This is a genomic window from Paenibacillus sp. PK1-4R, from assembly GCF_030369595.1.
GTDB lineage: Bacteria > Bacillota > Bacilli > Paenibacillales > Paenibacillaceae > Paenibacillus.
In genome coordinates, this window is the sequence record NZ_CP126535.1 from 6566384 (window position 1) to 6587613 (window position 21230).

The 21230-nt window shown below is 51.7% G+C and carries 17 protein-coding genes; 6 read left to right on the plus strand and 11 right to left on the minus strand.

Annotated features, from left to right (window positions below; translation table 11 throughout):
- The first annotated feature begins 86 nt into the window (after positions 1–86).
- From QNO02_RS28515 to QNO02_RS28530, 4 genes are read left to right on the plus strand one after another with little or no spacing between them, the layout of a single operon-like run.
- A complete protein-coding gene (locus QNO02_RS28515; RefSeq protein ID WP_289390601.1) occupies positions 87–1379 on the plus strand; it encodes a tetratricopeptide repeat protein in 1293 nt (430 codons plus the stop codon).
- Entirely contained in the window at positions 1376–2371 is a 996-nt protein-coding gene (locus QNO02_RS28520; protein ID WP_289390602.1) for a glycosyltransferase, read from the plus strand. Before QNO02_RS28515 ends, QNO02_RS28520 begins: the two co-directional genes overlap by 4 nt.
- Before the next feature lies 1 nt (position 2372).
- On the plus strand, positions 2373–3914 hold the full coding sequence (locus tag QNO02_RS28525) for a glycosyltransferase family 4 protein (protein WP_289390603.1): 1542 nt from the start codon (positions 2373–2375) through the stop codon (positions 3912–3914).
- Entirely contained in the window at positions 3911–4582 is a 672-nt protein-coding gene (locus QNO02_RS28530) for a class I SAM-dependent methyltransferase (RefSeq protein ID WP_289390604.1), read from the plus strand. The genes QNO02_RS28525 and QNO02_RS28530 overlap by 4 nt, the downstream gene beginning before the upstream one ends.
- A 225-nt stretch (positions 4583–4807) precedes the next feature.
- Here QNO02_RS28530 and QNO02_RS28535 read toward each other — a convergent pair whose 3' ends face one another.
- The 5 genes from QNO02_RS28535 to QNO02_RS28555 form a co-directional block, all read right to left on the minus strand.
- Positions 4808–6835: a glycosyltransferase family 2 protein gene (locus QNO02_RS28535; protein ID WP_289390605.1), complete on the minus strand. Its 2028-nt coding sequence runs from the start codon at positions 6833–6835 to the stop codon at positions 4808–4810.
- Positions 6836–6947: 112 nt separating this feature from the next.
- Positions 6948–8918 carry a glycosyltransferase gene (locus QNO02_RS28540; RefSeq protein WP_289390606.1) on the minus strand — a complete coding sequence of 657 codons (1971 nt, stop codon included), beginning with the start codon at positions 8916–8918 and terminating at the stop codon, positions 6948–6950.
- Entirely contained in the window at positions 8875–11157 is a 2283-nt protein-coding gene (locus QNO02_RS28545; protein WP_289390607.1) for a glycosyltransferase, read from the minus strand. Before QNO02_RS28545 ends, QNO02_RS28540 begins: the two co-directional genes overlap by 44 nt.
- A gap of 78 nt (positions 11158–11235) precedes the next feature.
- Positions 11236–12681 carry a DUF6385 domain-containing protein gene (locus QNO02_RS28550; protein WP_289390608.1) on the minus strand — a complete coding sequence of 482 codons (1446 nt, stop codon included), beginning with the start codon at positions 12679–12681 and terminating at the stop codon, positions 11236–11238.
- Positions 12682–12727: 46 nt separating this feature from the next.
- A complete protein-coding gene (locus QNO02_RS28555) occupies positions 12728–13225 on the minus strand; it encodes a DUF6385 domain-containing protein (protein WP_133386207.1) in 498 nt (165 codons plus the stop codon).
- Positions 13226–13423: 198 nt separating this feature from the next.
- Between QNO02_RS28555 and QNO02_RS28560 the strand changes: the two genes are divergently transcribed.
- Both QNO02_RS28560 and QNO02_RS28565 read left to right on the plus strand, forming a co-directional pair.
- On the plus strand, positions 13424–13957 hold the full coding sequence (locus tag QNO02_RS28560) for a hypothetical protein (RefSeq protein WP_249913767.1): 534 nt from the start codon (positions 13424–13426) through the stop codon (positions 13955–13957).
- Positions 13958–13987: 30 nt separating this feature from the next.
- A complete protein-coding gene (locus QNO02_RS28565) occupies positions 13988–14569 on the plus strand; it encodes a hypothetical protein (RefSeq protein WP_133386209.1) in 582 nt (193 codons plus the stop codon).
- Between the two features lie 119 nt (positions 14570–14688).
- Here QNO02_RS28565 and QNO02_RS28570 read toward each other — a convergent pair whose 3' ends face one another.
- The 6 genes from QNO02_RS28570 to QNO02_RS28595 all read right to left on the minus strand — a co-directional run bounded on the left by QNO02_RS28570 (position 14689) and on the right by QNO02_RS28595 (position 21185).
- Entirely contained in the window at positions 14689–16035 is a 1347-nt protein-coding gene (locus tag QNO02_RS28570; protein ID WP_289390609.1) for an MFS transporter, read from the minus strand.
- Positions 16036–16104: 69 nt separating this feature from the next.
- The gene (locus QNO02_RS28575) at positions 16105–17283 is read right to left on the minus strand and encodes a winged helix-turn-helix domain-containing protein (protein ID WP_289390610.1); all 1179 of its coding nucleotides are present in this window, start codon (positions 17281–17283) and stop codon (positions 16105–16107) included.
- A 193-nt stretch (positions 17284–17476) separates the two neighbouring features.
- Positions 17477–18271, minus strand: a complete 795-nt coding sequence (locus tag QNO02_RS28580; protein WP_100528246.1) for an ABC transporter ATP-binding protein — start codon at positions 18269–18271, stop codon at positions 17477–17479.
- Positions 18272–18273: 2 nt separating this feature from the next.
- On the minus strand, positions 18274–19134 hold the full coding sequence (locus tag QNO02_RS28585; protein WP_051154091.1) for an ABC transporter permease: 861 nt from the start codon (positions 19132–19134) through the stop codon (positions 18274–18276).
- A gap of 171 nt (positions 19135–19305) precedes the next feature.
- Positions 19306–20355: an ABC transporter substrate-binding protein gene (locus QNO02_RS28590; protein WP_133386212.1), complete on the minus strand. Its 1050-nt coding sequence runs from the start codon at positions 20353–20355 to the stop codon at positions 19306–19308.
- Positions 20356–20693: 338 nt separating this feature from the next.
- Complete coding sequence (locus QNO02_RS28595; protein ID WP_289390611.1) at positions 20694–21185, minus strand: phosphotransferase; 492 nt, start codon at positions 21183–21185, stop codon at positions 20694–20696.
- Positions 21186–21230 lie beyond the last annotated feature (45 nt).

Genomic DNA, 21230 nt, shown 5'->3' on the forward strand with positions numbered 1-21230 from the left:
GAGGGCTTTACATATGAAGTGAAAGCATGCAGTACATGCAGAGCGAATGACGCTCCATATTACAGTCAAGGTGAGGTGAACTTTTCATGGAAAAACCTGCACCACTGCCAGGTGAAGACACCGAAGCCAGCCTGGATAAGGCCAGCACAACACAGCCCCCTGTCCGATATGTTCTCTTCCCTCGCAAAGGTGGCTGGTCATCCTTTCCCTATCCCGATATTGCTGCACTGCTGTCGATCGAGGGAGAGGTCTACTATGTCAGCAGCCTGACGCAAACAGAAGATGTACCTCCGGTCATTACCGTCATCTCCCTCCCTGAAGCCGAGCAGCTATTGCTGGAACCTCGCACCGTAGCCGTAGTCGCCCATCCCTACTGGCTAATGGCTACAGCCTCGCTGGAGCCGGAGCTATGTATCGCCCTGCTCCCTGAGCCTGCTGGGGAAGAATCATCTTCTCCCCTATGGGAGAGCAGTATTTCCAAACTGGTCGGCATCGCCGATCTGGTAGGCACATCCTCCGAGACACGTTATATGAAGCTGTTATTCCAAGGCGTACGTGTTATCTGGCTGGGCGGCGAAGACCCTGCACCTGCGGGTACGATGCAAAAGGATGATCTCGAAGTCCCTCTCCGGGACTACGAACTGTTCTTCCTGCATGCGCTGCGGCAGGTCTTGTCAGGCACTTCGGATAGCGTCAGCCTGCTTCAATGCAGTGTACGTGCCGACTTCTACCGACAGCTCCGAGCCAAAGCAGGCCCACATGAGACGATATCCTTTTTGCTGGCAGCCTATGAGTACTTGCTTGAAGATCGGCGGGCCGTCCATTCGCTGCAAGAGGCCTTCACCCACGCGGTCATGAACGGTCGCAGTGATTGTGTGGTTTCCCATTATCGATTCCTGTCTGCCATTCATGCCCGGGCCGGACAGTTGGAGGACGCCCTGCGGGTGTACGGAATTAGTGCAGCAGATGAACAAGAACGGCATCATTATGAACAGTTATGTCGCTGGCTTGAGGCAGGAGAAGATCAACTTGTACGAGCGGAACTACTGCGTATGAACGATGATTACGGAAACGCCCTGCGTATCCTGGACGAACTTGGCGGAGAAACGGCGAGACATTGGAAATTCCGCATTTATCAGGAGACAGGACGTGTGGAAGAGGCACTGGCTCTGGTGCATGCAGTCGATATTCAGGATGATGCCAGTCGCCGGGATTATCAGCAATTATCCGGCAGTGCGCTGGCACTGCGAGGGGAACGGCACGGGGCAGTCCGACATTTTCTCGAAACGGCACTGGAGGATGAAGATGCGCTCGCCCGGATTGTCGAACTGGAGTTGTTGGATTATGCTGTACAGCAATTGCTTGGGGAGGTGCCATGATGCTGGACCCGAAGAAGCGTAGACAACAGTTGAATGGGCCAATGGTGCACAGGGATATCCGAACCGAAACCACTTACACGCCAACCGAAACAGTCGATCGAACACATACAGACGCATTGGAAAATGGAGATCACACCCCGGATCATGCACAACCAACACAGGACATCCGAAGCCAAGTGCATCACTGGGGTGATTCACAAGGTCAGGCAGAACAGAATGCAGCTATAACACAAGAGGAAACAAGTGTATTCAAAGAGCCCTTCTCCATTCGTCGGGTTCGCAAAAACAAAGGTAACAAGCTGACCGCCATGCTCCAGGTTCGCAACGAACGTGGCCGATACCTTGAAGAAGTATTGCATGATCTGAGTGAGTTCGTGGATGAGATCGTCATTGTAGACGATGCCAGCACAGACGGAACACCGGACATATGCAAAGCCTATTCGAAGGTAGTCCGTCTGGAGGTATTGGAGAAACCACTGTTCGCCGAGGAATGGCGCCTTCGCAACACCTTATGGCAAGCTGCTGCGGGAACATGTCCCGACTGGTTGCTCTCAGTTGATGCGGATGAGCTGTACAGCTTAGAGGCCAAGAAAGCCATACGCACTCTGATTAATCAGGAATATGCAGACTGGTTTGCATTTCGTTTCTACGACATGTGGGGTGGCCGGACCCACTACCGGGAAGATGAACTTTGGTGTCTGCATAAACGGCATACGGCTTCACTTGTACGGTATATGCCTGGATATCCTTATTTTTATCCACAACAGAATCATCATGTTCCCCGTCTTCCCTTGTCCTGCACTGTGTTGCCTGGAGTCAGTACGGAACTGAAGGTTCAGCATCTCGGCTGGGCAGGCAGTCTGGAGGACCGGGTTCGTAAATATTTGCGTTACAAGCGCATTGATCCTAGCGGTGAGTGGGGCAATCTTGCACATTACGAGTCTATTCTCGATCCGGAACCTCGGCTGATTCCCTGGAAGGAGGGACCGTGAGATGGGCGTGGTAAGTATTCTGACGCATAGTTTCACCGACGGGTACAACCGGGAATTCGGTCGTGTATTTGGGGGTGGACTGGAACGCTACATTCTGGATCTGTGCAGTGTCATCCGAGGACTCGGGCATATTCCCGAGGTTCATCAGCTGTCCTATTTTGAAGCATTCCAGACTCGGACGGAGCAGATTGACGTATTTGGTTATTCGTACGACATGGATAATGTACCGGAAGCCTTTGACCGGATGGCAGCAGCAGCGCGCGGCCCAGTGATCTATGCCAGCTGTCTGTGGCAACCCATCACCTACAAACCCGGCAGTCTTGGCATCTGTCACGGCATTAACTGGGATCGTCCCGGACTTCCACTGGAGACCAAACAACAAGTGGCGGAACATATTCAACTGGCTCTGGATGGACTCGTGCGCATTGTATCCGTGGATTCTCATTTCCAGACCTTTTGCCGAGCTGCATGCACCTATACCGATCCAAGACAGGTTGTCCTGATTCCCAATGCGGTGGATACTTCCTATTTCACACCTGCCCCACCAACGCGAACCTTTGAGCAAGAACAGGAAGACGAATGGCTTGTCGCATGGAAGAATGATCTGGCGAGTTATGAGGAGAATGCTGGTGCAGTTATATCAGGGGTGCAAGCTGTAAAAGGCCAGGGCGGAACGAGTTGTGCTGGAGCGAACAGTGGTAAGGCTAACGGAGATGGAGGTGGGGATACAGATAGCGATCAAGAACCAGAGGGGAAAGAAACGGTAGATCTCCATTTGCAGTTATCGAAACTGGAAGAAGTCGGGGCAGATGGCGAAACGTATAGGTTTGCTCATAACCACCGATATTCAAAGGATTGGGCTACAGATATTCTAGCAGAAGCAGATGCTGAGCATCAGGTTAATGGTCCGATTCAAGGGCAGGTTGAAAAGAAAACTGTGGAGGCCCGTGTGACCTCTCCCCGCCCAATTCGCATTATCTATCCACGCCGCATCAGCATGGAACGGGGTATTATTCCAATGATGCTGGCAGCAGATAAACTACTTGGAGCCTTTCCGGATCTGGAGGTTGAATTTGCCGGGGAACTGGTCGAAGGCAGTACGGTAGGGAGAGTCTTTCGTTACTGGCATCGTACTCATCCACATGCGGAGCGAATTAACCAGCGCACGTATGATTTCCGGGATATTCGGGAGGCCTACCATCAGGCAGATATTGCCGTAATTCCAACCGTGTTCTCGGAAGGCACATCCTATGCCTGTCTGGAAGCAATGAGCTGTGGACTTCCGGTGATTGCCTCCAATGTTGGCGGATTGAATGATCTGATTCAGGATGGGTTTAACGGGCTATTGGTACCTCCTGATGAGCAGGAACTAACCGCTGCACTGGTACGTCTTGTACAGGATCGGGCCGAGCGAGAACGACTGGGAATCTATGCGCGCGAGACTGCATTGTCCTATGATCTTGCCAGGTGGCGGAGCCGGTGGTGCACAGTGTTGGAATCTTTTTTGGCAGAGACAGGATTAAAGGAGGGAATTCGGGGATGATGGATACGCCCAAGGCAACGGAATTCATGGAATCAAGATACATTCGGCAAAGTGACCCTAAAACGGACACATTGGTCTTCCCGCTGCATCCGGCATGGTGGAGCCGTCCCTACGAATATGAATGGGCCCGGCGGTTTGCACGTCCGGACGATGTTGTCCTTGATGCAGCCTGCGGCATCTCCCATCCGTTCAAATTCTGGCTTGCCGAACACTGCCGCGAGGTTCACGCCTGCGACTGGGATGAACGTATTTTGTCTGAAGAGGCGATAAGACTGGATATCGTTTCTGATTTTGGCGAGCAAGCCGCCCAGGATCTTCCGGAATCAACTCTCGTCCGATTGCACCGTGCAAAGGCTAATCTGGCCCAGCTTCCGTACGAGTCGGGTAAGTTTGATCGGGTGTTCTGTATCTCTGTACTGGAGCATCTGGATACGGGCACAATGTTGCGGGCGTTTCGGGAATTCGCCCGGGTACTGAAGCCAAACGGACAATTGATCGCTACCTTCGATGTCCCCGAGATGCGCCCTGATCTGCTGGAGACAATCATGGCTGTCACCGGATTAACCATTGAAGATAAGCTGAACGTGAAAGAGCCAGACGATGCCATCTGGTCTGATATGTACGGCACGCCGATCCGTTGTTTTCGAGCGGTGATATGCAAAGCTTGAGACAAATTGGGTTACGTTGAGTTAAGAGCAGAGTGGAAAATTGCGGACTTGAGGGTTCGACCCATTAGCAACGGAAATATACACGGTTCGGGCAATGCTCCGATTACCGGTAGCTCCGTTGCTTTTGCAATTTCAATCGGATGGGCTAGTTCGGGAATATATGGGGATGGAGGTTGGGGACTAGAGACTAGAAATCAGTGATTAGTGATTAAAGATTAAAGGAAATTATAGGTGTACCAGTAACATGTTGCACTGGTTGGTGTACTCTTTGGCAGAGGCTGCGCCGGGTGCTGTCAGGCGCAGCAGGGTGTGCAGGCCCGGCGGGATTGTCTTCGCCGGGCGACCTGTGGCGGCAGGTTGCCGCGCAGTGAGTTGGGCCGATTCGGCCCATTCACGCGCCAGGTTCTGCCGCCCGGCGAGCAGCGCGAGTGTGCCCGCGAGGAGCGCGTGAGCGGTGCGCTCCGAGGCGGGCACTTCGTCCGCGTGGGGCTGCTGCGCGCCATCAGGCGTGCCGCACAGCGCAAGCAGCCCTTCGCGGACGCTCGCGGGTGCGCGCAGCAGCCCGCAGCGTGCCGCAGGCGGAAGCGCTGCGAGCAACGCCAGCGCGCCGCGGGGCGGCAGGGCATGCAGCAGGCGCAGCCATGCGGCCCAGGCGCCTACGCTGGCGAGCGCTTGCGCAGCGGCGAGCACGCAGCCCGGCGCAGACGCGGCCGGGCCGCGAGGCGAGCCGCCGGGCGTTGCGCCGCAGGGCAGGCTGCCGCAGCTGCATGCCCTGCCGCTGCCGCGGGCCAAGGCCCCGCGCTGCAGCAACGCCTCGGCGGCGTGGGCCGCTGCGGGCAGTGCTGCCGCATGGCGAGCCGCCGCTCGGGCGTTGCGCCCGCCGGGCTGCTTGTGGCCCAGCGCCCACAGCGCGAGCGCCGCCTCTGGCCCGTGCTGCGCATGCGCCGCCCAGGGCTGCAAAGCCGCCCGAGCCCCGGCGTCCTCGCCCAGCTGGGCCAGCGCTAGCCCGGCGGCCAGCGGCTGGGCCCGCAGCGGTGCAGCCAGCGCCGCCGCATGGCGCAGCAGCCACTCCGGCCGATGCGCGGCAAGCGCGGCCGGGATCAACGCTTGCCATGCCGCAGGCGGCAAGCTTACCCGAGCCGCGGCGCTGGCGATGGCGTGCGGCCGCCCTGTGGCTGCGGCGAGCAACAACAGCCGCTGCCATGCAGGCGAGCTGCCGGATTGCAGGCCCAGCGCCGCTATGTACGCGGCTTCTGCCTCTGCCCAACGGCCAGCCCGCTCATATGCCATGCCTTCCAGCGTCAGGCTGCGATAGGTCCCAGCACCAGAGACTGATGTATACCTGCTGGCTGTAGAAGCAGCTGATTTAGCCTGTTTTAACCAGTTCAAGGCCACATCCTCTCTCCCTTGATCCAGTTCTAGTACAGCACCAAGCTCCAACAAATCCGGAAAATCCTCATACACAGGCGCCCATGCTTCCACCACAGCAAGCGCCCGTTCCGGGCTGCCAATCTCTCGCCAGGCGTAAGCCGTTTTCAGCACCAGATCCGAGTGATATCCGCAATCCGGCATAAGTTGTGCCAATAATGGCTGTAACAAACGGAGTGTTTCATCATACTTCGCTTGCTGAAACCATTCGGCGGCCAGAGCATATAACAGCTCCGGTTGATCGCCCTCCTGATTCAACGCGAAACGAATCAACTGCATGTTCCGCGCACCTTTATTTTTAGCGGTAATCGCCTGCTCCAGATATCCGTAATGAATGACCTCAAGCCCAGAATGAAGCACACCTTGCGGAGCCAGTGCCATGATAGATGAAGCGATCTCTTCATGAATTCTGCCCTGAAAGGCAATTCGGGGATCGTTTCGGAACAATCGACATACCGCATCCGTCACACGCTCTTCACCGGACACACCCAGCAGACTTGTGACCTGTATCCAGTACCCCCATACGTCGTCCCTGCTTGTCGCTAACAACTGCATGAGTTCTGTCTTCATCTGCGGAGTCTGTGCCCATACTTCATCCGCATCAAGCACCAGAATCCACGGTTTCGTAGCAGCGGCCAGCGACAGATTACGGGCTTCACTGAAATCTCCGTTCCATTCCGTTCGGATTACAACGGCACCATGAAGGCGGGCAATTTCGATTGTATTATCCACCGATCCAGTATCCACGATGATGATCTCATCCACAACATCCCTGACTGCATTCAAGCACCGCTGGAGTGACCCGGCTTCATCCTTCACGATCATACACAAGCTAATCCCTATGCCCATATTCATCACCACCCCTCACCAACGAAGTTCAGCCCCACCCATTAGCCCGCTGAATTAAGTTGAACTCCCGGACCTGCCTGATACCCTCTCAGCTCTCAAACCCGTCCGCTCCCGGCAACTCCAGCCGAATATGCTGAACGACAGGCCAACAACGGTGCTTCTGTCCATCTGCATGCTGAGCGAACACCTCCAGATGATGATCCGCAGCACTGACCAATCCTTTCACCAGCCAGCTTGTTCCCGTCAGGGTATCCGAAGCCCCGGGGAACGACTCAATGTCACTCATCTGCCCTTTTTCCTTTTTCCCTTCCATCTCTTTCTCCTTCTCTCCCACTCGAACGCTCTCTCCCACCGATAACCCTTCTCCCGCCAATTGCTGTCGACACATCTGAATCAGGCTATGCAGCTCTTTCCATCTCCCTGACTGTACACACCCTTCCATCAACAGTCCGAGCGCCTGCCAGCCATCATACTCTGCTCCCGCAACCGTTACGTCCATGCTGGAGTCCATATCCTTCTTCTTTGTCGCTCTCAGACCAACCGTTCTCCCTGTCTGCACAGCAGATTCCTCATTCGTTCCTTCACCCACCTGCGAACTAAGCTTCAACCACAAGGTTAATGGATCATCTCCGTTGACTTCCTTGCCTTCTATCCACTCCAAACGTTCGAGCCATTGAGCAGACGAGATCGCGAGCAGCCCTTTTTTCCGCTGCACAGGTTCCAGTTTCAGACGCGCCTTGTTCCATCTTCCCTGTTGGATTTGGAGCATCGCCTCCGCCACAGATAAACGCTCCCTCATCTCTGCGGAAGGTTGTGAGGATATAACCGATAACAATTGCAAAGCCGCATCATAACAACGAGATTGCTCCAGAATGCCCAATACTTTGTGTGTAGCCTCTTCCGAACTGAGCGCAAAGCGCTCCCTCACCAGCTCTGGAATCTGATGTTCCTGCCCGGAGACTCGCATAATTCGGAATATCCGATAGAGCGGCGGTAACAGACTCGATTTGGCACGTACCGCTTCCACGTAAGCATCCACCGCACCCTCCAGATCTGCCCTTCCTTCGAGCAATCGCCCTAACGTATACCACGTCTGATAAGTGCCGATGCCTTCTTCCGTATGGTATATGGGCGGAGGTGGCCCCATGCGAACAGCTTCACGGAGCGAATATTCTGCCTGATCTGCATCGCCCAATGCGTCTGCACATACCCCGCGATGGTGCATCAGATCCGTGTACTCTGGAAAGAGTTCAAGCGCAGCATCAATGCGATTCAATGCCTCCTGCCAGCGATTCAGATGCTGGAGACAACGAACTTCATACTTGAACAGCAGATGCGCGTAACTGGTCACCGCAGGATCAATACCCATCCGAGCCACACCAAACGTCTCCAACGCCCTCTCTGCTTCCCCCACACGCAAATACTCGACGCCCAGATTATAGTGATGGAAAGGCTGACCCGGTTCTTCCTCCACTGCCTGTTGCAGCAGGCGGACATTACGGTTCACTTTATCTTTGCGCTCCACAATCGCCGTCTGATACCCATAATGATGGATGACCATGTCCGTCACATGAAAAGCAGCCTCTGGGTTCCTACGGCAAATCGCCCCCGCAATCTGCTCATGAATTCGACCTTCGAACCTATGCTCCGGGGCATTACGGAAGAGACGCAAAACCGGATTCACGGTAACCCCCTGCTGACCCGTACCTGTATAGTTATGAATGTTTAAAAACAATCCGTCACATCCGCTGACCGTCGTCCAGCTCATGATCTGCTCCCGCGCAGCCCTATCGAGCGCCTCGTCCGCATCAAGAAAGAGAATCCAGTCGCCGGAAGCGCGCTCCAGGCCAGCATTCCGTGCTGCGGCAAAATCTTCGCACCACTCAAACCCCACAACCACCGCTCCATATTGCTGCGCAATCTCCGCGCTTCGGTCCGACGAACCGGTGTCCACCACAATAATTTCGTCCACCGCTCCCTGGACACTGGCAAGACAATGAGGCAGCAACTCTTCCTCATCCTTCACGATCATGCATAGGGAAATTCGTTCCGCTCGCAAGCTGATTCCTCCTTTCCTTCGCTTGGAAAAGCGTACGCCACGGGATGCCTTCGGTCGTTCCCAGCCTTTGTTCCAGTGCAGTATATTGTGCATCGAGTACACCCGAAGATGAAGAACGAACCATTTCCTGCCGAATCGCCTCCATTGCCAACCGCATGTAACATACAGCAGCTCCAGCTCGGGCCTGCCGCATATCAGGCTTCTGCTCCAGAGCCTGCTCGAACAGAGACAGCGCATGATCATTGTGGCCTTTGGCATACAGCGTTTCACCTAGCCAGAATAAACCTTCAGCATCCAGTTCACTCTCGGTCATGCACTGAATGAGGATGTTCGCGGCTACCATGGTATACCCCTGACGATACAGCAGACTTGCAAACTCCCGTCGTAAAGTTATAGCCGTTCCCCAATGGTCACGCATCATCATGGCCCGCAACTCATGCAGTTGCTCAGCAAGTGTAAGCTGTCCTGTCTTTACGGCTTGCTGCACAACCTTTTCTGCTACCATCTCTGCCTGCGGACCCCATTGCATAAGCTTTTGTTCTTGTGAAGCAGGTTTTATGCTTCGCGGCTCTTTGGTTAACTGATTCAGCAGTCGATCCATGACCTTCCATACGTTCTTTTCTTGTGGAAGCGTAGTTGCGAGGAACGCCTCGGATAATCGTAATCCGTTGGTCCAACAAGCCAGTGCCCAATCCATTCTGTGCTCAGCCGGCAGATTGACTTCATTTACACACCCTACGCTCCAGTGTTCTTCTGCCAGTTGTAGTGCTTCGGAAACCCTATTCGCACATAACATCCAATGTATTCGATCCGCTACATGGATACGAGCAGTACGCGCATCTGCATCCAGTATTTTCAATGCCTGTTCATATGCTCCACAGCCTGCTAGAACATAGATCACATACACCAGATGATCCTCATTCTTCACTGCATATGAATGTGGCATTTCACCACGAATCGAATCACCGCGGCCCGATTCCTTGATTCCTCGGCATCTGGCAAGCAATGTTTCTGCTATGTTCGCATCCGTTTCACCGGATTGTTGCAGCACATCTGCCAACCCTGCCCATGCCGGGGCATATGTGAACATGCTGTCCAGAGCCAGCCCGTACAGATGTGCAGACTCATTAAGGAATCCCCGTTTCTGCGCAAGTCTTGCCATGGCGGTATAGGCTCTGTAACTGTCTGAACCTGCTTCTGTTACGTATGACGTGCCTATCGCGCTACTGCCATCACTGTGTCCAACACGGTCTATTCCCTCCCGGCAGTTCGTTGCTCGTGCATAGGATTGATATGCACGTTCCTCCAAACCTTGCTGCTCCAACGTCTCCCCATACAACAGATGCAGATCAGCATAGGATGGATAACGCTGTCTTTCCACAGCCAGAATTGCATGCGCCTCGTCGTAATGTTCCGATCCTACAAGGGTCTTTGCATAATCCCTAACCAGAGTAGAACGATATGGCGCGAGCGACTCTGCCAGGCGCAATGATTCACGGAACGCTTCAATTGCCTTTTCGACCTGACCAAGCTGGCAATACGTTACTCCCAGATTGTACAGGTGAAAAGGCTGTGCAGGCTCATCTGCGAGTTCCCGCTCAATCAGTTTCAAATTACGTCTTGGCTTATGCTCTTGCGCAATCGTAGAGGCCAGATATCCATCATGAACCAGACATAGTGGAGCAAGCGGTTCAGTCTCGATCAATTGGCTTTGTTCATCTGTATAGGTCTCGCTCTTATTCATATCAGCAGCCTCATCCAGGACAAGCTTGCTTGGCATACAACGAACCAACTGCTCATGGACGCGTCCCGCATATCGATATCCCTGATGAGCACGGAACAGCCTCACTGGCTGAGAGATAACGCTCTCTTCTACCCCTTCACCGTATCGATTCTCTATGGCAATACGTAATCTCGAAATGCTTTTATGGACTTTAGGTAAATAATTCAGCAGTTCTTCCAATCCCTGCGTAACATACTCATCGGCATCCAAACACAGGACCCATTCCGTGCTCGCCAGAGGCAGACTGATATTTCGTGCATGAGCAAAGTCATCTTGCCAACAGGCGTGCAACACCGTTGCTCCGTACGTTCTGGCGATCTCGGGTGTACGGTCAGATGAGCCAGTATCGGTGATAAAACATTCCGTGCTGATATGCTTCAAGCTGTCGAGACAGCGGGGCAGATGATGTTCTTCATTTTGCACAATCATATGAATTCCAAGTAAACGGTTCTTCAAATCCAACCACCTCCAATACAAAAAAGTACATGAAGTCCACCAAAGGAACTCCATGTACCTATATGACAAATAAATGGGTTATGTGCCTTGTCCATTGAAGAACACATCAATCGTGCTTGGTGCGCCGATTAGGCTGGAGCGGTAGGAAAGACGCGTATATTTGAGAAAACGCTGCGGTACCAATACATCCACTGACCCGGACAAAATGCCCGTTACTGTCGTCACATCCGTGTACCAGTTTGTTCCGTTGGCGCTAATCTCAACAAGAGCATCTACCCGGTTCACACCCGGCCCCCGGTTATATACAAAGAAAGAATACGTGCCAAATACACTGGTCGTAACCGCCGGGAGCGCTGTGAAGGTGTTTGCGGTCGGGGTGCTTATGAGTTGGGACTCCTGAAAACTCTTCTGTGAAATGGACGTCACACTGCTAAGTGTTCCCGCGGTAATTGTAGCACCCAGCACGCTGGTAATTGTACCATTTAGCAGGTTCGTCAACGTTCCTGCAGTTACCGTTGCGCCAAGTACGCTTGTAATGGTTCCGTTCAATAAGTTTGTAAGTGTTCCTGCGGTAATCGTTGCTCCCAATACACTCGTGATCGTACCATTCAGCAAGTTCGTCAACGTACCCGCTGTTACCGTTGCACCGAGTACGCTGGTAATGGTTCCGTTCAACAGGTTCGTCAGTGTTCCTGCGGTTATTGTCGCTCCGAGTATACCTGTGATGGTACCCGCTGTAATCGTGGCCCCGAGCACACTCGTGATCGTTCCGGCGGTAATCGTCGCTCCCAATACACTTGTGATCGTACCATTCAGCAAGTTCGTCAGCGTTCCTGCGGTCACCGTTGCTCCGAGCACACTCGTGATCGTTCCGGCTGTGATCGTTGCTCCCAATACACTCGTAATCGTACCATTCAGCAAGTTCGTCAGCGTTCCTGCGGTCACCGTGGCCCCGAGCACGCTCGTGATCGTTCCGGCGGTAATCGTCGCTCCCAATACACTTGTGATCGTACCATTCAGCAAGTTCGTCAGCGTTCCTGCGGTCACCGTTGCTCCAAGCACACTGGTGATCGTTCCGGCGGTAATCGTTGCTCCCAATACACTCGTAATCGTACCATTCAGCAAGTTCGTCAGCGTTCCTGCGGTCACCGTGGCCCCGAGCACGCTCGTGATCGTTCCGGCGGTAATCGTTGCTCCAAGTACACTTGTGATCGTACCATTCAGCAGGTTCGTTAATGTACCTGCTGTTACTGTCGCTCCAAGCACACTGTTGATCGTACCTGCCGTGATCGTCGCTCCAAGTACACTTGTGATGGTTCCGTTCAGAATGTTGGTAATGGTTCCGGCGTTAATTGTAACCGTGGTCAGACCTGAGATATTACTGATGGTTCCGTCCAAAATAATACCAACCACGTTCCCGCTCGTATCCGTTCTGACAGGCTGGGCTGTGCCTGTACTATCCTGGCCGAAAATCAACGTTCTCAGATTATCCGGATTCGTATTAAACGTTGTAAAGTTAGGCATGTGCCTCGTCCTCCTCCCTGGTCAAATCTGTGAGATCATAACTCCCTTACGGCATACGCTGTGCCTGAAAGTAAACATCGAGCCGGGTCGGTTGATCCGGTTCAACGGATCGAATTGCAAGCCGGGTATAGTGCAAAAATCGCAATGGTACCAGCGCTTTGGTCTGGCCTCCCGCGACCACCTCCTGGCTGTCCACAGCATAATCTACGGCATTGGGGCTGATCTGGATCTGTACAAGAGCCGGATGTTTTCCCCGATTCACAACGCCATAGGTATACATGCTGAGTGATGAGGTGTCTTGTGCCGGGAGTGAATCCATGCTGCTACTGGTTTCGGCTCCGACATACGTATGCTCTGTAAAACAATGAATAGCACCAGGGAGTTTCGTGCGTGAGGAAGCACCCTGCTTGAACCGGGGACGAGTAATCCGGGAACAAGGGGGTTTCAGCAATTTAGCGCGGCAGGAATGACGGGAGCGGCGGCGACTGACATATTTAGTTGGTTGCTTCGTTCTCTTCTTGCTTCGCTTCGCTGTTCGACTCATCTCGATTTCCCCTTAAAAAATGTGCTTACGCATCGTATGCCCGGTTTGTATATGCGGGCACGGCATCTGCCGTTATTTCCAGATATACGGCTCAGTCCCCAATCCATTTTGCTTCTTTTCACATACACTGCAAGTACAATGAAATGCGAATCAATCGGAATGTTGCTCAAATGAACTGGTCTATGGGAGGTGGATGAGATGACCAACTATAATGTATTCAACCAATCCAATCGTCCCCTGTTTACTCAACTGACCAATACCTTCTCAGCCCCCGGCATTGAAGCGTCACCAGACAGCGGTGCAGCTGCTGCAGGCAGCTTTTTTGCCCTGACGACCAACAATACCTCGATTCCTTCCAACCAGAACCTTCTTCTACAGATCTTGAATGCGGCCGGCAGCGGCCGAACAATACGCATATCCAGCCTCACAGGAGGCACAACAGCGGCGGCTACTCTTGTTATCTATTCAGGAGGAACCGTGACTGTTGGTAGCACACCAGTGCCCGTCAATACATTACTGGGCAATACCAATGCCAGTGTAGTTACCACAAGGCAAAATACTGGTACTCTGGGGGGAACCTTCACGAGTATTGCAAGTATTCCGCTCACCGCAGGAATTTTTTCACTGGATCTGAATGGCTCCATTATTGTGCCACCGGGACAAACATTATCCATTAGCGTAGGCACGGGGAATCAGACGGCAGCCATTAATCTGTTCTGGTGGGAATTCTGAGTTTGATCCTGATAAAAGGAGGTGCACACATTGCCAAACAATAATGTATTCAACCCGTTAAGCCAGCCCGTCTATACGTCCAACACAAACACGTATATTTCTCCAGGCATTGTTGCACCTCCGGAGAATAATGCTGGCAGTACAGGCAATCTGTACAATGCGGGTTCCACCAACTCCACAACACTGGGCTTGCTGGGAGGAACGGTTATCGCCACCGTACAATTGGCCAATCCAGCAGGGAGTGGGAAAACCCTATACGTATCACGACTCTCCGGTGGAATCACGGTTGCACTGAATCTGTTGTCATCCTTCAGCGGTTCCATGAGTCTGAGCGCTAATGGAACACTGACATCGCCCACCACACTCACGCCGGTAAACAGCAATCTTTCCAGCAGCAATACCAGCGTAGCCATCGTACGATTCTCTGCTGCTGCGCCTTCAGGAGCGACCCCATTGATGGCTATGCCCCTTCAAGCAGGGCCGTTTCTATCCAATGAATTTGGCCGTTACGTGGTTCCTCCGGGTCAAGCTATTAACCTCTCTGTCAGCGGATCACTTTCGGTTGGTGGACTGATGGCCTCTACTGCTTATTTTGCTTGGTGGGAAGTGTAATTCGCTCAATCGTGCTTAACAATGCAATGTGCAAACAGCCGCCTTCGGATGAGTACCGAAAGCGGCTGTTCGTTATATTGTAGATGTAATGATATTTAAAAATGTCCGGGCAAAGGCTATCAGGCCGATTCCTGCGGAATGATCTCTTTGGCTTCAGACACGAGAGGTTGCTTTCCCTCCCACAAAATGCGTTGCAGCAGTATGCCGGCAAGACCAATCACCAGCGTAGCGAGACCGATATATTGAAAGGTAGGGCTCGGCCCTGCAACTCGGATGAGCGCTCCACCTGCAAGTGGAGCTACGACCAGTACAACACTGGATAGTGAATTTTGAATGCCGAAGACGCGCCCTACATAGGCAGGAGGGGTCTCTTTTTGCAACAAATAATTCAGAGTTACCATAAAGAGCCCATTACCCAGCCCAATGCAGAGGCCCCAGATAATAACCCAAATTTCAGGTGTTTGTGGGCCGATCCACCCCAGCGCAGCAATTCCGGCACCCACGAACAGATATCCTCCACCCAGTCCCCACCCATACCCAATTCTCGGCAAGCGATTTAATAACAAAATGATGACTACTGCCCCTGCTCCTGCCGACGACCCCAACCAGCCGAGCAGTGATTCGTTACCTGGCTTGATCTCTCGAAACAGGCTCGTAAACTGATAATCAATCATCAGAATGGCCATCAGTCCAAAACAGCCGAACAAAATCGTACTCAGCACGGTGCGACTGCTCCGTATAAAATGCCAGCCTTGCTTCCATTGGGAGAACAAGGATTCCGATCCATCCTTTTCACTAGCAGCACTTCCGTCTGAAGCTACGGACTCCGACTTTTCCACTAAACGCCGCAAGGGCCACAATACCGCACCTGACAACAGGCGGGTACAGGCATTAATGACAATACAGATTTGTGGTGAGAAAAAGGCCAAAATGACTGCACCTAGAAGTGGTCCCGCCACTTTCGAACACTGGCTTACAAAACCGTTTAGGGACGATGCCTGAAACAGATGCTCCTCTGCCACCACCTGGCGGGTTAACGCCTGCTGGGCTGGAACATGAAAAACACCCATCATGGCCCGCAGGGCAAGAAGCGGAAGCAACCATGCCGGGCTTGGTGCGAATAAAATAGCAACGGTTAATCCCACGGTGATCACATCACACAGGATCATGATTTTCACTTTGTGCAGTCGATCAGCAAGGGCACCAGCAAAGGAGCCCAGCAGTATACCCGGGACAGCCATACATACAGGAATAAGCGCAATGATCAGCGGATCAGCACCCCAGCGGTAGGCCACCATCACCTGGATGGCGAGTGCATCGAACCAATCTCCAAACGTAGCCAGCGAGTATGCGATAAACATGCGGACAAACCGGAGGTTAGTCCTTAAGCTTTTGGAAGATTGCGCAGATGAGGCGGGTGATTCGGTAGATTCATTAGATGTGGGTTCATTTGAAATGACGGTCATACATGTACTTCCTCCCTTGATTACAGCCGCTTGTGGTCTGTATGTTCCTTGGCTGTAATCATAAAGGAGTTATATCAGAGGAAGATCAGAGGATGGGGAGGTAGGAGATAAAAAGTTACGTACTTCATCTGCAATTTGTTGTCCATATAAGGGAACACCGTAACTTTTGCCGATCTCAGCGTACACTTGACGATACTTACTCCGAAGTCTGCCTTCGATTCGATGATGACCCAGGAATAGGAGAATCTGATATGCAGCATTCAGATATAGCGGTGCGTTCAGCGACATTTTCAATACATCCAGACCGTCATCCATTCTTAACTCTGCCTCACGAACTCGTCCTTGCCGAAGTAACCATAACCCCTCCATCACCTGAAAACGTCCGATCTCTCGCAGATACGGGGCATCCTTCAATCCCGCTCGCAGGACTGCCATCTGGGCCTCAATAGCTTCACCGCTGCCACCCCACAGTTCCACATACAACGCTGCAAGTGCTACAGGCAGTCTGAAATTCTTGAGCTCGTCAGTCTCTATTACACGATACGTTTCTTCAAGCTGCGTTTTGGCACGTTGATACTGGCCCACCTCTACATAGACTTCAACGATGTTCAGAATGCGGAGTTCGCGAAGCTGATCGGCAGATAATGCAGATGAACTCAATGCCTGCTCATACAAAGGTAAGCTTTCTGATGGTTCAATTAGCGAATGAACAAAGATCAATAACCAGTATAAGCGCTCTTCAAAAGCGATTTCTTTCGTTGTAATCAGCCATTCCAGATCTCCCTGTATAAAATGAATATACAACTGATAATACGGGACAATCTGAATGCCAAGCGCTTCTTGCTGTTGAACCAGGGTCTGTATGGCATTTCCCTGCCCAAACAAGTGATATTTACGAAGTAATCCGTGAATGACTTCCTGCATTTCTGGGTCCTGAGCAGAAGGGCTAGCGGGTAGAGCGGACTTGTTCTTCTGCACAGCAAGCCGGTATCCATAGCCCCGTACCGTGTCCAGACTGATCTCATCCCAGCGTTTCAATTTCTTGCGCAGGCGATAGATATGATCGTCCACGGTGCGTTCAACCGGATATTCCAGCGGCCATACCCGATCCAGCAGTTGACTGCGGGTGAAGGCTTTTTCCTTGTTTTCATACAGAAAATGCAGCAGTGCAAATTCCTTGGCGAGCAGGCGAATGGATTCCGTTCGCCGCGTGACCGTATATGTCCCTTCATTCCATTGCAAAGACATTTCAGGGTCCTCCTACTATGTATAATTCGCTATTCCAAAATAATATAGATTCATTCCATTTTCTTCAACGTGTTCAACATACCATAAAAACCCTTTGCGAGAACGCAAAAGGTTTTTATCGTCTATCTTATAGCTGGCTTAGATTGTAGATCACGCTACGTATATCTGTTCTTCCAACAAGTATTCACTTGTCTTAACCCAGCACGACACGATCATCTGCCATCTTTTTGCCGCTAATCCGTTCGAATTCACCAAGCAACTCAGGTACAGTCAACGTACGCTTGCGCTCTTCGCTGACATCCAGAATAATTCGGCCCTTGTCCATCATGATCAGACGGTTACCCAGACGAATGGCCTGCTCCATATTGTGCGTCACCATCAAGGTAGTCAGTCTCATCTCACGCACAAGTGTCTCTGTTAGTTCCGTGATCAGTTCGGCACGTGAAGGGTCAAGAGCTGCCGTATGCTCATCCAGTAGCAAAATCTGCGGCTGGGTAAACGTAGCCATCAACAGGCTAAGTGCCTGCCGCTCCCCGCCAGACAAAAGCCCCACTTTTGCATTGAGACGCTTCTCCAGTCCGATTCCAAGCTTCTCCAGTTGCGTGTTGAAAATCTCACGTCTGGCACGGGTAACTCCGAAGCCCAGTCCGCGTCCTTTGCCACGTTTATATGCCATCGCCATATTTTCTTCAATGGACATATGTGGTGCTGTACCTGCCATCGGGTCCTGAAACACCCGGCCAATCCAGCTGCTGCGTTTATGCTCCGGCAGATTTTTAATGGAGCGGTCATTGATCAGTACATCGCCCATATCCGGCTTCATCACACCCGAAATGATGTTCATCAACGTGGATTTACCGGCTCCGTTACTGCCAATCACCGTCACAAAATCTCCCGGATTCATCGTCAGATTCACGCCAACCAGCGCGGTCTTCTCATCCGTTGTGCCTGGGTTGAACAGCTTGGTTACTTGCGTAATCTCCAGCATGATCACATACCTCCCTTCGCCTGATGGCCCCCGGATCGCATCAACTCTTCTGTTCGTTTGCGAGCCAGACTTCGCTGCTTCATGGAGCGCTGCATCGTTGGGAATACAAGGGCAATAATGACGATCACCGCGGTGATCAACTTCAGATCAGATGTATCGAACCATTCGACTTGAAGGGCAAGCGCGACCACAATCCGGTAAATGATTGAACCAACGATCGCTGCAAGTGTAGCCCAGAATACCGTTCTTGCACCAAGAATGGCCTCACCGATAATCACGGAAGCCAGTCCGATAACGATCATACCGATGCCCATCGTGATGTCCGCAAAACCTGATTGCTGTGCAATGAATGCACCAGACAGGGCAACCAATCCATTGGATAAGCTGACACCTACAATTGTAGTCACATCCGTATTTGCACCAAAGCTGCGAATCATGCGTTTGTTATCACCTGTCGCGCGGAGTGCCAGTCCAACATCTGTTTTCATGAACAGATCGAGCATGATTTTAAACACCAGCACCACGATGATAATTAGTACCATGACATGTTCACCCGAGAATGGATTGTCCATGCCCATAATGGATTTATTCGGTGCGCCAAGAATACGCATATTAATGGAGTAAAGCGCGATCATCATCAAAATCCCGGATAACAATCCGTTGATTTTGCCTTTGGTATGAAGCAGACCTGTACAAGCCCCGGCCACCATGCCGCCAGCCATTGCCGCCAAACAGGCGAGCCAAGGAGAGAAGTCATTGGAGATCATAACCGCCGCGATTGCGCCTCCTGTTGTAAAACTTCCGTCTACGGTAAGGTCAGGAAAATCGAGTATGCGGAACGTAATATATACACCAAGTGCCATCAGTGCATATAAAAGCCCCAGCTCGATTGCTCCTTCAATTGAATTCCAGCTTATACTCACGCTACTTCCTCCCTGTCTATCGAAAAGAATGAGGCGAACCCGTTGCATGTTCGCCTCGCATCCATACAGCCGGTTTACACTCCGGTCAGATTATTGAATCAATCTCAGATTCTATTGAATAATGTTGTTTTCCTGGTCTTTTACTTCCGCTTTCATCTCATCCGTAACCGTGATGCCTTGGGCTTCAGCTGCTTTCAGGTTCAGGATCAGATCCAGCTTGTCCGGAACGGTGACTTTCATATCACCAGGATTCGTACCATTTTTCAGAATGTCCGCGGCCATCTCACCAACCTGATATCCATGGTCATAATATTTGAAGCCAACGGTTGCGAAAGCTCCTTTTTCAACGGTATCCCGATCACTGGAAAAGAACGGAATTTTATTACTGTTCGCCGTTTGGATGATCGTATCAACCGCACTCACGACAGAATTATCAAGTGTAATGTAGAAGGCATCTACTTTGCCAACCAGAGAATCCGTTGCCTGTTTTACTTCAGATGTATTCGTAACTGGTGCTTTCACCAGCTTGATATTATGTGTTGCGAGCGCTTTTTCTGCGTTATCTGCCATAACCACCGCATTTGGTTCACCTTCGTTAATGACCAAACCTACCGTTTTCACATCCGGCAGATTTTTGGCGATAAAGTCAGCCAATTGTACGATAGCCTCCGGATTCGTGTCGGATGCACCTGTAACATTGCCGCCCGGCTTGTCCATATCGGTCACCAGTTTGGCACCCAACGGGTCCGTTACCGCTGCAAACAGCAATGGCTTGTCCTTCACTTGTTGAGCCAGAGCCAGCGCAGATGGTGTTGCGATTCCGAGTACGAGATCATTTTTGGAATCACCCGAGATTTTCTGTGAAATGGACAGGTTGTTCGTCGAATCACCCTGCGCGTTATTGTAATCGATTTTGAGGTTCTTGTTTTCTTCAATGCCCGCATCCTTCAGGGCTGCAATAAATCCTTCGCGTGTAGCATCCAGGGATGGATGTTCAACAATCTGCGAGATGGCAATCTGGTATGATTTTTCCTCGCTGCCTCCACCTGTTGTACTTCCCGATCCTTCGGATTCCGTGCCTGTACCGCTGTTATTTCCGCAACCTGCCGCAACGATCATTGAAGCAACCATCATCAGTGACATCCAAAATTTCTTTTTCATGTGTGAGAACCCCTCTCCATCTTATAAAATGTGGTTACCCTTATCGAGATTCCATTGACACGATAGGGCGGGACAAAACAAACGCTTCAACGCATTGTTGCTTTGATCGACAAAAGCAGACAAATATAGACTTTTCCCATGCGACTGAAGTCCATGACCCGTGTTGGTGTTTTATTGTTCCCCTAATATTAAGGGGCGTCCCGATATCCGTCAATGGTTGAACCGCTTCCAATTTAGTTTCATCGTATGGTTGTGATAGAAAACATTACATAAAACATAAAAAGCACCCACATTGTTCTGTAGATGGTCGCCATGGGTACAACAAAATAAGGTCCTACTCATGAAAGTCGAGTATGAAGTCTTCTTCTAATCTCGTCCACGAGCATTGTTTTCTCCGCTTCCGATATGGCCTCCGCGATCAATTTGCGTGCCGCAACAGGCGCAATCCAGGGTTCGATATCTGCATAGGCAATACCGGACAACTTCTCATACTCCTCCATAAAGATGCGAATGCTGGCCTCTCTGGTAGCACAAAGAGCAACCGTCGCTTCATGTCGCAGATGCGGGGACAGTATTGCGCAACGAATCATAATGATATATTCGGCCAAGTCGGCTTTCGGATTTCCGGTAGAAGCATTGTTCCAGTCAATAATAAAGGTATCACGCTCTCGAAGGAGTATGTTACCCGGGTTGGGATCACCGTGACATAGTTGCTGCTTCATGGGTAATTGATCCAACTGGGCAATCACGGCAGCTATCTCCGCTCCAGACAAGTACTGTGCTTCATCATGAGATTTTTCATATTTAAAATTTTCAAAAAAAAGAGGCATCCCTCCCAATGTACTTTGGGTATGGTCGCCTTATATCAATCAAAG

What these genes read in the sequence shown, in the direction of transcription:
- QNO02_RS28515 (WP_289390601.1), top strand. Translation starts at nt 87, where the DNA reads ATGGAAAAACCTGCACCACTGCCAGGTGAAGACACCGAAGCCAGCCTG.
- QNO02_RS28520 (WP_289390602.1), top strand. Translation starts at nt 1,376, where the DNA reads ATGATGCTGGACCCGAAGAAGCGTAGACAACAGTTGAATGGGCCAATG.
- QNO02_RS28525 (WP_289390603.1), top strand. Translation starts at nt 2,373, where the DNA reads ATGGGCGTGGTAAGTATTCTGACGCATAGTTTCACCGACGGGTACAAC.
- QNO02_RS28530 (WP_289390604.1), top strand. Translation starts at nt 3,911, where the DNA reads ATGATGGATACGCCCAAGGCAACGGAATTCATGGAATCAAGATACATT.
- QNO02_RS28535 (WP_289390605.1), bottom strand. Translation starts at nt 6,835, where the DNA reads ATGATCGTGAAGGATGAAGCCGGGTCACTCCAGCGGTGCTTGAATGCA.
- QNO02_RS28550 (WP_289390608.1), bottom strand. Translation starts at nt 12,681, where the DNA reads ATGCCTAACTTTACAACGTTTAATACGAATCCGGATAATCTGAGAACG.
- QNO02_RS28555 (WP_133386207.1), bottom strand. Translation starts at nt 13,225, where the DNA reads ATGAGTCGAACAGCGAAGCGAAGCAAGAAGAGAACGAAGCAACCAACT.
- QNO02_RS28560 (WP_249913767.1), top strand. Translation starts at nt 13,424, where the DNA reads ATGACCAACTATAATGTATTCAACCAATCCAATCGTCCCCTGTTTACT.
- QNO02_RS28570 (WP_289390609.1), bottom strand. Translation starts at nt 16,035, where the DNA reads ATGACCGTCATTTCAAATGAACCCACATCTAATGAATCTACCGAATCA.
- QNO02_RS28575 (WP_289390610.1), bottom strand. Translation starts at nt 17,283, where the DNA reads ATGTCTTTGCAATGGAATGAAGGGACATATACGGTCACGCGGCGAACG.
- QNO02_RS28580 (WP_100528246.1), bottom strand. Translation starts at nt 18,271, where the DNA reads ATGCTGGAGATTACGCAAGTAACCAAGCTGTTCAACCCAGGCACAACG.
- QNO02_RS28585 (WP_051154091.1), bottom strand. Translation starts at nt 19,134, where the DNA reads ATGGCACTTGGTGTATATATTACGTTCCGCATACTCGATTTTCCTGAC.
- QNO02_RS28590 (WP_133386212.1), bottom strand. Translation starts at nt 20,355, where the DNA reads ATGAAAAAGAAATTTTGGATGTCACTGATGATGGTTGCTTCAATGATC.
- QNO02_RS28595 (WP_289390611.1), bottom strand. Translation starts at nt 21,185, where the DNA reads ATGCCTCTTTTTTTTGAAAATTTTAAATATGAAAAATCTCATGATGAA.